This is a genomic window from Mesorhizobium sp. B2-1-3A (assembly GCF_006442655.1).
In the GTDB taxonomy this organism is placed as follows: domain Bacteria; phylum Pseudomonadota; class Alphaproteobacteria; order Rhizobiales; family Rhizobiaceae; genus Mesorhizobium.
Genome location: NZ_VFWK01000006.1, coordinates 480,641 through 495,180 on the forward strand (window position 1 = coordinate 480,641; position 14,540 = coordinate 495,180).

At 64.1% G+C, this 14,540-nt stretch carries 1 protein-coding gene (cut by a window edge); it reads left to right on the forward strand.

Annotated features, from left to right (window positions below; all coding sequences use genetic code 11):
- Positions 1-14,540, forward strand: the 5' portion of a protein-coding gene (locus tag FJ977_RS26640; protein ID WP_140775129.1) for an LEPR-XLL domain-containing protein. The gene runs 15,787 nt beyond the window's last position; the window shows 14,540 of its 30,327 coding nt (coding positions 1-14,540); its start codon is at positions 1-3; the stop codon falls past the right edge of the window.

Here is a 14,540-nt window from a genome sequence, read left to right on the forward strand (position 1 = left end):
ATGGCATTTCCGTTCAAGTCGGAAGGCATTTCGGGCAGGCCTATATCGCACCGGCGGGCGAAGCTTTCTGAAATCCTGAAAGCCAAACTGGCGCGCCTGCTCAAGGGCTCGCGCGTGCAGCGCGAACTAGCCGACCGCATTCGGCTGATCTTCGATCCCCTCGAGCCGCGCCTGCTGCTCAATGCCGACCTCAACGTCAATCTGGCAACCGACGGCCCGAACGTCGACCATGAAATCCTGGTCCGTCTGATCGAAGAGGTGCAGACGGTCAACAACGTCGCCACCACCATCCAGCAGGTCCAGATCATCGACCAGACCAATGGCGGCAAGGTGCTGGCATTCGGCGACCTGAGCACCATCAATGCCAGCGCAAACACGTCGTCGATCTCGATCACCGGCGGCAGCGGCAGGGATACGCTGAAGATCGACGCGGATTCGTTTGGCGCCAATACGCTTTCCAAGTCGATCCTGTTCGACGGCGGCGGCGGCAACGACAAGGTGGTGTTCGATAGCTCCGCCAACGCCACCTGGACGCTGAACGGCAACAATGCCGGCACCGTAAATGGCGCGCATGTCAATGTCGCATTCACCGGCACGGAGAACCTGAAGGGCGCCGACGGCAACAACGACACCTTCACAATCGCAGCCGCTGGCAAGCTCAGCGGCACGATGGATGGCGGCTTCGGCGGCCACGATACGATCGTCTATTCTGGAGGCCTGGCCGCCAGCAACGCGACGCTGGGGGCGAACGGCTCCGGAAAGGTCACGTTCGCCAATCCGAACGGCTCGACACTTGCCTTCGAGAACATGGAGCCTTTCGCCGTCGGCGGCGGCGTGCTCGTCGTTGACCGCTCGGCGACGGTTTCGGCGGCAACCAACAAGAACGTCACCGTGCAGGCGAACGGCACCAACTCCCTGCGCGTGATCATCGACGGCACCAATTACGATTCGGCGGCGACCAGCAAAGTCTGGCTCTATCTCGGCGACAGCGCCAATGTGACGACGCTTTCGTCGTTGCCCACCGATGCCGGCTTCTCGCTGATGCTGGATGCGGGCGAGGAGATCGCCGTCAATTCGGTCGTTTCAACCACGGGCAGCCTTGGCTTGAGCGCCGAGGACATCAACATCGGCTCCTCGGCCGTGATCAGCGCGCAGTCGATCGACATCGAGGCCGTTGACTGGGCCCGCACATCGATCGACGCCGCCGGGATCGTTTCGACGCTCAGTGCAACGACGGCGACGTCGGCAACCGTCACCATCGCCGGATCGCTTGCGGCGGCCGGCGGTGCGGTGACGGTCTCGTCTCAGGTGTCGAACACGGTCAAGGCCCACGGCAAGGCCCTGCCCAGCCTGCGCACCATCGCCGCGACGCTGACCGATACATCGACGGTGACGCTGGCCGCCACGGCGTCGCTCACCGGATCGGCGATAACGATAGCGGCCAACACCGGTGTCGATGTCGACCTGATGATCACCGAGGTGCCGATCCCGAATCTTCTCGGGTTGACCGAAGTCGTCGTTCCGAATGATGTGCTGGCTCTCACCAGCATCCCGCAAGACACGATCGCCCAGATCAAGGCCGGCTCCGGCGGCGTTTTCGATACCAGCTCGCAGGCTTTCAATGACGCTCTGTCGCGCGGCGAGATTGCCGCGGAAGACCTGGCGACGATGGCGAAGACCGTCATCAACGGTTTTACGAACTCGCAGGTTCAATCCAACGTCACTGTCACCAACACGACGACAACGTCGGTCGATGCCGCCGCAAAGATCATTCAGACCGGCGGCACGATCAACGATGGCGTGACGGACGTGCAAATCTCGGCCGCCGACGACAGCCGCGTTGCGGTCAATCTCCAGACCGAAACCGATGTGCTGATTCCGGGCACCGAGGGGATTGTCATCTTCTCGGCTGTCAGTTCGGACACCAATGTCAACCGGACCACGGGCGTCACCGTCGGTCCCGCAACCGCCGCCGTCTCCACGCATCCAATCGCGATCAGTGCCGATGGCGATGTCGCGGTCGCCGCGTCCAGCAAGGGCGAGGTGCGCAACGCCATTATCTCGGGCTCGCTCGGCTCGGTGACCAATGTCGCCTCCGATACAACGAAGGCGCTGGCCCGTGGGATCACCGTGAATGCCGGTGGACTGGCGGTCACTGCCGACAGCGCGACCACCTACCGTTCGACCGGTCTCGACGCCGAGAATCGCGTCACCGGCGAAACCAGCGCCGGGATAGACGAGAGCGTTGTCAACGCCGGTATTGGCGGCGTTTCTGTGCTGGCCGGCGACTACTCGACCTTCATCGCGATCGCGACACCGTTCCAGCCGCGCGTGAACCCGAACGACACAGCGCCCTCGACGCAGGTCGCGCGCGTCAGCGTCATCAACATGGTGACCAAGACGACCGCCGCTTCGATTTCGCAGTCGAATGTCGACAGCGACGGCACGGTCACGGTCGCCGCGATAAACCAGACCAACCTTTTGGCCTACTCGTCCTCCGCCCCGGTCGGTGCGGATGCCCCGGTTGTCGCCAAGACAGCGGTCGCCGGCGTGCTGGCCGTCAATGTCGTCAATGGCTCGACCACGGCAACGATCAATCTCAGCAATGTCCAGACGACCGGCACCGCCGATGTCGTCGTTTCGGCCACCGACAACAGCTTCGTGGACGCAACCATCTATGTCGATATTGACGGTCGTGGTCCGGTCAGCCTGGCCATGGGTTCTTCGAAGGCTGTGACCGGGCTGGAGGCGCTCAACGTCATCGGCTTCAATGTCGGCAGCACGGCCGCCGGTATCGCCAGGGCGACGCTCGATGTCCTGCTCGGCACCCAGTTCTGGACCAGCGAGCAACAGGTCAAGGTCAGTGCCACGATCTCGGATTCCGTGGTCGCGGCGGCCGGCGCGCTGATGGTCACGGCGCTTTCGAAAGGCGTCGTCAACGCCACGGTCAGCAATGCCTCGCGCAATGTCTCCGAAGGCGGCATTCTCTCCAGCGGCGCCAAGTCGATCGGCGCGATCCTGTCGAGCAACCAGGTCAGCCGGCTTGCCTCGGCGACGATCGACGGCGGTTCAACCTCCAAGCAGGTCACCGCGGGCGGCGCGCTCGACGTCAGCGCCCGGGACGACACCACGATCAATTCCAACACCAAGATCGAGACGGCGGCGATCGCCTCCAGCGACGGCGGACTGCATGCGCTTGCGGACCTGTTCGATGACGGGCAGAAGCCCAACACAGACCGCTTGCTGACCGACGACAAGGTGGTGCCGCTGGCCTATGGCACCAAGGTCGGGCTCGATTACGACGTCAAGACCGACGGCAACACCGGGTCGATCGACGTCAAGACCGGCGATATCGTCTATGTCTCGGTGCTGGGCGGCGCCGGCCATCTCTACAAATATACCGGCCCCGACAAGCATATCGATTTCACGCATAGCTCCACGACCGTCGATTTCGCGACCGATCCCGCCTTTGTCCTGCTGACCGGCGAACGCGGGCAGACCTTCACCTATCTGGGCGCCGACAACCCGACGCTCGACTTGACGGATCCGAGCCAGGTCGATTTCACCGACAAGGATCTGTGGAAGGCCGATCTCGATTATTCGATACTCGATTTCAACCTGCGCGCGACCGGCGGCAGCGCGATCGGCGCGGCCATAGTGTTCAACGACGTGCGAGGCGGCGCGGCCGCGCTCATCAACAAGGCCAAAGTCCAGGCGGCCACTGTCTCGGTGACGGCGGATTCGACCGGCGCCATCCAGGCCATGGCGGATGTGCTCAGCGAAGCCGAAGGCGGTTCGCCGTTCAACCAGGATGCGCTGGTCCAGAAGGCGCTCGGTTCGGTCAAGGGCTTCCTGTTCAAGGCAGGCGCCACCAGCGGGCAGAGTGCCATCGTGGCAACCAACCTGATCCAGGGGCAGACCTCAGCCAAGATCACCGGCGCCACCATCGGTACGAGCGCCAACACGGTCGGCGACGTGACCGTCCACGCCGAGAACCATTCGCTGATCCAGTCCGAAAACAAGACCGTCGCTGAAGTGGGAGAAGGCGAAAAGGCCGCGGCGTTCCAGATCGCCAACAACACGATCGGTTGGGAGCGCGGCAACTTCCTCTTCAACACGGTGGAGACGCTGCTCGGTGACGTCGTCGCCGATGTCGCCGGCGCGACGGGCGATACCAACACGTCGCTGCGCCATGAAAACCCGTTCAATGTCGAAGCCTCGATCACCAATTCCAACGTCACCTCCGATGGCGAAGTGCTTGTCGAGGCTGTATCAAGCGCTCTGATCACCGCGACGATCACCAACGAGGCCTCCGCCTCGGTCGAAGCCCTGTTCGACGGCGCGACGACCGGCTACGGCGCGGTCATTTCCGGCAACAAGGTCAGCAGCACCGCGACCGCGTTCATCAGCGGCGGCACGGTTGTCGCCAAGACAGTCGCGGTCAGTGCCGCCGACGAGGCCGGCATCGAAGCCACCACCGGCCTTGGCGTCAGTTCCCAGCTCGACAACACCAATGGCGTCAACATCGTCAACGAGATCGCCAGCGACATGCTGGACGATTACAAATATACGACGAAGTCGGGCACGCCTCATCTCAATCTGGGCGACACCGTCCGTATCAGCGACGCGGATGACTACGCGGGCACCGGCGAGAAGGGCGGCATCTACCGGTACATGGGACCGGACGGCGCGGCCGTCGATCTGGCGACGGCCAATTTCGACGATTTCGGCCTGTGGAAGAAGCTCAACAGCGACAACCTGATCCCGGCCGATCTCGCCAAGACGGGTCTTTTGGCGGCCGGCATGTCGGAAAAATCCGTCGTCGGCAATGCCACGGGCCTGGGCGGCATCTTCGACCGCAATCAGGTCAAGAGCAATGTGATCGCCAAGCTCGTCAACACTTCGGTGACCACGAACGGCGCGGTTTCGGTAACGGCGGATGAGTCCGCCACCATCACCGCCGTCGACACCAGCGTCATCGATTCCTGGGATTCGACCAGCGGTGTCTCGGTTTCCAACACCGTGCAAGGTGGCGCGTCGGCTTCCGTTGAGAACAGCTCTGTCACCAAGGCAACAAGTGGAGTTGCCGGTAACGACCTGACCGTCAAGGCGACGACCAAAGCGACGATCGACGCAACGGCGCTCAGCCAGGCCTATGGCTCGGGCAGCGTCTACGGTTTCGTGCTCGCCTTCAACGCCGTCGGTTGGCAGCCGCAGAACCTGCTCTTCGACGCCGTCGATACGCTGATCGGTTCACCCGAGATCGGCAAGGCGCTCGGCAACGAAACACCGGTGCTGACCACCGCCTTCATCACGAACTCCAGCATCGACATCGCCGGCAACATCGATCTGTCGGCCGTCAATGAGGCCGGCATCACCGCCACGACCGGCAACGAAACGGCGATGGACTGGACGAACACGTTCACGCCTTCCGCCAAATACGGCGTCAGCGGCACCGCGGCCGGAGCGATCCTGGCCAGCAACAAGGTCAGTTCGGGCGCGTCCGCCTATATCGACAACAGCGGTACCCCGGCCAGGACCGTCACCGCGGGCGGCGCGGTCGACATCGAGACCTCGAATGCGGCGACGATATCGGCCGACATATCGGTGGTGTCGACAGCCGCGCCCGGCAGCACGCTCGGCGCGCTGCAAGATGTCGTCAGCAAGGTGGCCGATGAACTTGGCGCCGGCGATTACAAATATACAACCAAGTCCGGAACACGCACGGTCGAGAACGGCGACAAGGTCCGTGTCGCGCTCGACTATCTCGACGCCAAATACGATCTCGACACGGTGAGCGGGGCCGTCGAGATCACGCATGGCGATCTGGTCGAGAAGGGTGGCACCATCTACCGCTATCTCGGCGACGATCCTATCACCCAGACAAGCGGCATCACCCTGACCAATACGGCGCAGTGGAAGGCTCTCGATGTCAATTCGGGTGAGGTCTACAGATATATCGGCGACACGCCGTTTACGGGCGATCTCGGTAGCCACAATCCCGCAGTGGTGGACTATTCCGACACCACGAAATGGCAGCAGCTGAAGACGTCCGACTTCGAGGACATCTTCTTCCCGGCCATCGGGAATGTGGTGACGACCAATTCCAAGGCGATCGGCCTGTCCATCGCCTACAATGACACCCGTGGCGATGCCAAAGCCTACATCAAGGGCACGACGGTCGCGGCCAATGGCGGCGACTTGACGGTTGCGGCCAAGGGCGCGTCGACGATCACGGCCTACACCACGAACACGGTTTCGGCCGCCGGCGGCAGCGGCATCGACGGCTCCGGCGACGTGCTCGGCTTCAGCGGCCAGATCGACACCAATGTCGTGCTCGGCAAGACCTCGGCCAGCATCGAAGACAGCTCGGTCACCGCCAGCGGCAACCTGGTCGTGTCGGCCGACAACGAGGCGCGCATCGACGCCAGGCTCTATTCGTCGGGCGTATCCGGCGCGACGGCTGTCGGCGTGACGCTCGCCTACAATTCCGTCGGCTGGGAAGCGCAGAACATTTTGTTCAACACGCTCGACACGCTGATCGGTTCGCCTTACCTCGCCGACAATGCCTTCGACGGCAATGTCGGCGCCGACGCCACCGCCTCGATTCTGAGGAGTTCCGTCGACGCCGATGGCGGCATCGACGTCTCGGCACTCAACAACGCGCAGATCAACGCCACCGTATCCAATGCGGCCGTGACCGACACGGCGGCACTATACGGGGCATCCGGCGCCTCCTACGGCGCTGTGATATCGGGCAACAAGGTGTCGGGGGCCGCCAAGGCGACCATCGACAACAGTGGCACGACCGGCAAGACGATCAGTGCCGGCGACACGATCTCCGTCACGGCCAACGATTCCTCCGGCATCTATTCGAACTCCAAGCTGGTCGCCGAAACCTCGGTCAGCACCGACGGCGGCGCATCGATCATCCAGGAGACCATCAACGACATCCTGCCGGCCGATTACGACACGAGGCCTGACGCGGGCATCGGCACCAAGATCCGCGACATCAAATTTGGCGACCGTGTTCGCATCGCCGACGACTACACCGGTAATGTGGTCATCAACCTCGACCAGATGCTGCCGCCGTCGAAATTCCCGATCTCGAACGGCGACGCGGTCCAGTTCGAGGCCCCCGAAGGCGAGGACAGCGGCCCGATCTACCAGTACAATGGCGAGGACGGCGTCATCGATCTCGAGGCGCTGGTCAATGCGATCGACGCTGGCACGGAAGACATCGACAACGATCCCAACTGGACCCGCATCGGCGGCAACGCCGGCAGTATCTATATCTACATGGGCGACAACGCGAGCGGGCAGGGGCTCGATCTAGCCAGCACCGACTTCACCAATCTTGGCTATTGGAAGGAAGCGCCGGAGGCGACTGTCCTGCTGCAGGATCTGAACCTGTCGGCGGCGCCCTCGCGGGCGGTTGGCGGCCTGGTGGTCATGAACGACGTGCGCGGCGGTTCAGACGCTTCGATCAAGAACGCCACCGTCTCCACCACTGCCGGCGACGTGCAGGTTGTGGCGCTGGAAAGCGCCGACATCAAAGCCAAGGTTGACACGTCGATCACGGCGAATGGCGGCAGTTCGATTGACTGGGACGGCGATTCCAAGACCGACGGCAGCAACGGCAAGCCGGCCGACACGGATCCCGGCACCAACCACAAGCCGGGCTCGCCGGCCGATCCGGCCAATCCCGTGACGCCGACCGATCCGAAGGAAGAAACACCGGCAGACAAGGTGCTGGCGATCAACGGCACCATCGCCACCAACATCGTGCAGAGCAGCGCGACGGCAACGATCTCCAACAGCGACGTGACCAGCGCCGGCGCCGTAACCGTGGCCGCGCAGAACGTGTCTGCAATCAAGGCCGATACGCAGAGTTCGGCCTACACGAGCGGCGGCGACACGGGCGGCGTGACGCTCGCCTTCAATACGATCGGCTGGAAGGCGAGCAATGTGCTCTTCAACGGCGTCGACGCCCTGCTTGGCGACGACCTGATCGCCGATGCGTTCGGTGGCCGCAATCCGGCGATGACGCAGGCGACCATCGTCGATTCCAACATCGCGGCCGGTGGTGCTGTTTCGGTGACGGCCGACAACAAGTCGATCATCGACGCCACGGTCGGCAACAAGGCTACCTCGTCCTCGACCTCGATTTCGGGCACGGACGGCAAGGCCTTCGGCTTCATCCTGGCGATGAACAAGATCGCCAGCGAATCCTCGGCTTCCATCGACAACAGCGGTGCCTCGACGGCCCAGGTCAAAGGCACGGACGTCACGGTGGCCTCGACGGACGATGCCTCGATCACGTCCGACGGCAAAGTTCAGGCGCTCGCCGAGATCAAGAACGATTACGGCGCCTCGGTGGTCACCAATCTGATCAATTCGGCGCTCGGCAGCTATCAGTTCACCACCAAGTCCGGTGTCCAGACGGTCAACAGCGGCGACCTCGTCTATATCGACGACGATACGGGCCTAAGCGGTCCGGCAACCGGCGAAAAATGGGTCTATGACGGCCCCGACGGCGCGTCGATCGATCTGTCGAACATCGATTTCTCGGACGGCAACTGGTCCAAATTCATCGCCACCGACATTATCGACTGGATCAACACCAACCTCGTGCCCAGCCTTGCCGGCGGCAGCGCCATCGCTGCGGGCGGCATTGCCACCCGCAATGACATTGACAGCGGCGCGTCCGCCACCGTCACGGCGGCCAGCATCATCGCCACCGGCAACGTGCTGGTCTCGGCGCTGCAAACCGGGATGATCGTGGCCACCACCACGGCGCGCGTAGAGGCTACGGGCAGCGCCAAGGGCAAGTCGATCGCCGTCAATGGCGTCATCGCCACCAACAACGTCGTCAGCCATGCCACCGCGCTGGTCGAGGACAGCCACGTCGAAGGCGCCGACCTCGCCGTCACGGCGGAAAGCCACGCGTCGATCGACGCGTCGATCGACGCCGACACGATCGCCAAGGCGACCGCGGCCGGCATCACGCTGGCGTTCAACACGATCGGGCTCGCCGGGCAGAACTTCCTGTTCAACACCGTGGATGCATTGGTCGGCACCAATCTTGTCGACACCATCTACGGCCACGATCCGGCCGCGCAGGTCAGCGCGCGGATTTCGAATTCGACCACCGACATGAGCGGTGCCCTGACCGTCTCGGCGACGGCTTCGCAGACGATCAACGCGGAAATCTCCAACTACGTGAAAACCCTGCGCGGCGGTGCCCCGACGGCGGTCAGCGTCGGCGGCGTTTTCGCCCTCAACCGGGTCATCAATTCCGTCGAGGCGGTAATCGAGGATTCGACCAGCATCGACGCAGACGGCCTAGTTACGGTCTCGGCCAGCAACATCAGCGAGATCACATCGCATGTGGTCCTGCCCGTCATAGCCATAAACTACACTTACGGCCAGGATCCCGACGGCAAATCCGTTTCGATCGGGCTGGTGGTGTCGCGCAATGCGATCGACGCCACGGTTTCCGCCACCATCGACAACGTGTCCGACCTCAATGCGGGCAGCGTCTCGGTCACTGCTTCGCAGGCCGGCAAGATCGATGCCACCGCTGCGGCGGCTTCCGTGTCGGTGGCTGCCGGAACCGGTAGCGGGCTGGCAGTCGGCGTCGCCGGCACCATTGCCTTCAACACCATACTGGGCGCGGTCGACGCGCTGATCCAGGACAGCGACGTCCAGGCGACCGGCGACGTCACCGTGTCCGCCACCAACAGCGCCGACATCGACGCGACCATAGCGGCCGCGGCCGCCTCGGTCGCCGGAGGTTTCAATTCATCTGGCACCGCGATTGCCGTCGGGATCGTGCTTGCCTTCAACTATGTCGGTTATGCCGGCAGTATCGAAGCACCCGGGGTGGCGACGCCGCTGAAAACCGAGGCTCGAATCCGTAATTCCAGCGTCGGCGGTTCCAAGGTCGGCGTGTCGGCGACGTCTGACCAGACCATCGATGCGCTCACCGTTGCGGGTTCCGTCGCGGTTGGCATCTCGGCTTCCGGCAACGGCACGTCCTTCAGCGCCGGTGGCGTATTTGCCCAAAACAGCATTGCAGCCGATACAACGGCTCTGATCGACGGCGGCACCGTCGCCAACGGCAAGTCGACCATCACCGCGGGCGCCAACGGCGTCGATGTCGAGGCCGTGAACACAAGCGAGATCCATTCGCTGGCCGCGGCCGCAACCATCGCCGCGTCCTTTGCCGCTAAGAATGCGACCGCGATATCGATCGGCCTTGCCGTCGCGCTCAACGACATCAAGGGCAGCGTTGGCGCAGGCGTGGCCGACACGGATGTGACTTCGGACGGAGCGGTCAAGGTAAAGGCCGACAACCACGCCGTCATAGATGCCAAGGGCGCCGCGGCGTCGATAACGGTCGGTTTCTCCGGCAAAACCTCGATCGCCATCAGCGGCGCGGGCGCCGCGCTGTCCAACATAATCAACGTCGACACTTCGGCCTCGATCGTGGACTCGGACATCATCGACAGCGCCAGCGTCGATGTCGAGGCGCTGAGCGAATCGACGATTACCGCCACCGTGCTTGCCGCGTCCGTCGGCATCGGCGTGGGCGCCAATGCCGGCATCGGCGCCTCGATCGGTGCCGCCGTCGCCATCAATCGCATCGGCGACTGGTCGGTCGAGGAAGAGGAAGACGATGCGAGCGGCCAGACCTTGCCGACAGGCAATGCAACGCTTGCCAGCGACGGCACCAATGGTGTGCGCGCCTTCATAAGCAACACCGATGTGAACAGCGACGGCCAGGTGAAGGTCGATGCGCATTCCACCGGTTCGATCGAAGCCATTGTCGCGGCTGGATCGGTTGCGATCGCCGGCGGCGGGTCGACCGGCGTGGGCGTCAGCGTCGCGGGCGTGTACACGCTGAATTTCGTCGCGGTGGCGACCCAGGCCTATATCACCGACGCCAGCAGCGTCTCCGTCGGATCGATCGACATCTCGGCCAAGGACGAAACGACGATCAACGTGCTGGCCGGCGCGGCAAGCCTTGCCGCCGGCATGGCCGGCACCACCGGCGTCGCCGTGTCGATCGGCTTCGCCATGGCGCAGAACAAGATAGAGAACAACGTTGCCGCCTATCTCAAGAACGCCGACAGCGTGGACGCGACGGCGGGCGGCATTTCGATAAGCGCCGAAAACGCCGCCAAGGTCCACTCGACGGTTGCCACCGCCTCCATCTCGGTGGCTATCGGCGGCTCCGCCGGCATTTCGTTCAGTGGCGGCGGCGCGGTGGCGCTCAACAACATCGCCACCGACACCAATGCCTTCATCGAGGCGAGCGGCATTTCACAGGCGGATTCCGTCTCGGTCACCGCGAACGGGTCCTCGACCATCAAGGCGGAGACGCTCGCTGTATCGCTTTCGCTCGGTATCGGCGGCGATGTCGGTGGCGCCGCATCCTTCGGCGCGGCCGTGGCGGTCAACGAGATCGGTCATGGCGAGGCGGATCGCGACCAGGTGCAGGCCTATGTGCGCGGCGGCTCCATCGAAGCCACCGGTGCGCTTACGCTGAGCGCGACCTCGAGCGGAACCATCGACGCCATCGTCGCCGCCGGGTCGGCCGCGATCGGCGCCGGCACGGCCGGCGTAGGCATCAGCGGCGCCGGCGCCGGTACCCGCAACACGGTCGCGGTACGCACCGCTGCGTTCCTCGACGATCCGATCGATCAGGCCGGGTCCGTCATCACTGTCGGCTCGGCGGCTACAGGCGCCACCGACACGTCCCACATCAACGCGATCGTCGGGGCGGCGTCGCTGGCGGCCGGCTTCGGCGCCGTGGGTGTCGCCGTCACAATCGGCATCTCGGTCGCCCTCAACGACATTCACAACGACACCTATGCCGGCGTCCTCGACGGCCAGACATTGACCACGACGTCGGGCGCGATCTCCGTCGAGGCTACCCAGAACGCCACGATCGACGCCATCTCGGTGGCGGCATCGATCGGCATCGGCATCGGCGGTGCGGGCGGCTTCGCGTTTTCGGGCGCGGGTGCGGCCGCCAAGAACACGATCAACGACAACACGATCGCGACCGTCGTCGACAGCACGCTGGTCAGCGCCGGCGCGGTTACCGTCGAGGCGCTTTCGACATCCTCCATCACCGCCAAGATCGCCGCGTTGTCGCTCGCGGTCGGAGCGTCGGCAGGCCCCGGCGTCGGTGCCGCCCTTGGTGTCTCGGCCGCCATCAACCGGATCGGCAACTGGACTGTTCCCAACAATCCCGGCAACGATCCGACGTTGGCGCCGATCTTCAACGCGACCGGCAGCGGTGGCGTCAGTGCCACCATCATCGACAGCGACGTGACGGCGGGCGGCACGCTGACGGTTCATGCCAAGGCCGACCAGACAATCGACGCGTTGGTCATCTCTGGCGCCGTTGCGCTCGGTGCCGGAACTGTCGGTGTCGGCGTCGCCGGCGCGGGCGTCTACACTGAAAACATGATCGGCGTGCTGACCGAAGCCTCGATCACCGGCAAGTCCGCCGCAGACAAGGCGACGATCAGAGCGGCCAATGTGACGGTGAGCGCGGAAGATACCTCGCACATCGCGGCCAAAGCCGGTGCCGCCGCGATCTCGGCGGCCGTTGGTTTAGTGGGCGCCAGCGTCAGCTTCGGTGTCGCAATCGCCAAGAACACGATCGCCAACGACGTCGACGCCCATCTCGATTTCGCCGACGTGGCGGTCACCGACATACCGATCCACAATCCCGACTACACGCATGATCCGGTCTATACCAATGATCCGACAGGCGTTGCCGTGGTCGACAAGAATGAACCTGCCGCGAATGCGCCCGCGCCGGGCAAGATCACGGTCTCGGCTACGGAAGGTGCAACGATCGACGCCATTTCGGCCGCTGCCGCCGTCGCCATTTCCGGAGGCGCGGTGGCCGTGTCCGTCGCTGGCGGCGGTGCCGTCGCGACCAACGTCATTCTTGGCGGAACCCGCGCCTACGCGCTCGACAGCGTACTCGACGCGGGCGGCGACATTGACTTCAGCGCCGCGAACACATCGGCCATCTCGGCCGACATCATCGCGGCGGCCGTTGGCGTGGCGATCGGCGGCGTTTCGGTCGGTGCCTCGCTCGGTTTCGGCGTCGCGCTGAATTCCATCGGCTACACGGTCGGCGGTGCGCGCTCGGCGGTCGAGGTTTCGGCCTACCTGAAGAACACCAATGTCGACACATATGGCACGCTCGGCGTGTCGGCGAACTCCAACCAGTCCATCGATGCCAATGTCGCAGCCGCATCGGTCGCACTCGCCGTCGGCATGTATTCCTTCAGCGCCGCGGGCGCGGCCGCCACGACGCTGAATCGCGTCGGCGCCGATGTGCACGGCTTCATCGAGGGTGGCATCATCAAAGCCGGCGACGTTGCCATCGAAGCGATCGACTCGTCTTCCATCGATGCTTTTGCCGGCGCGGCCGCCGTGGCCATCTCCGTCGGCTTCGGCGGCGGCAGCAGCGCGCTGGCGCTGGGCGTCGCCTATGCCGAGAACCTGATCTCCAACGACATCTCGGCCTACGCCAAGAACACGAACATCACCGCGACCGGCCAGATTCCGGTGCAGTCGAACGGCTATATCTACACCTTGCCCGGCGCTGTTCATCCGGGCACGGGCATCTCGACCGTGGTCAACAACGTGCTCGTCTTTATCCCGCCGGTGTACGATCGCGTCATGCCTGCCTATCAGGCCAAGACTGGGTCGCTGGCGATCACCGCCAGGGAAAGCGCCTCGCTCTCGTCCGCCGCCATCATGGCCTCGCTGGCGGCATCGACGGATATCGGCGTCACCGTAGCCGGTGGCGGCGCGGTCACTAAAAACACCGCCTCATCGAGCACGGCGGTCTCGCTGACCGGCAGCACCATCAACGTCAACGGCGCGTTTACCATGAGCGCGCGCGACGTCACCTCTGTGGTCACTGAGGTCGAGGCGATTTCGCTGGCGATCGGCATCTTCAGCCTTGCCGCCGGTGGCGCATCGGCGCAATCCAATGTCAATTCCAGCGTTTCGGCTGAGATTTCCGGCTCGACGGTCACGGCCGGGGCGGTCGATGTCGAGGCGGTGATGACGCCGAAAGCGCGCTCGCAGGCGGCCGGCGTCAACGCCGGCACCGCAGCGGTCGGTGTGTCGGTGGCCAAGGCCTATGTCGACACGCATGTGAGCGCCCAGACCAGCAGCACCACGTTCAATGTGGACAGCCTGCGCATCGCCGCAAGCCAGACGCTGCCTTCGACCGGCGATACTGCCAACGCCAAGGCCCAAGGCCTTGCCGGCGGCCTGATCGGTGTCGATGCGACGATTACCGAAGCAATCAACACCAGCACGGTGCTCGCTCTGCTCGGCACCGGCACGCTCATCACGGCGGCCCGCAGCGTCAGCGTCGCGGCGCAGAACGACAGCCGCCAGCGCGCCGATTCCAACAGCGCTGCATACGGTCTGGTCGCCGCGGGCGCCACCAAGGCCAAGGCGCAGTCGCTGCAGCATTCCAGCAATGGGGT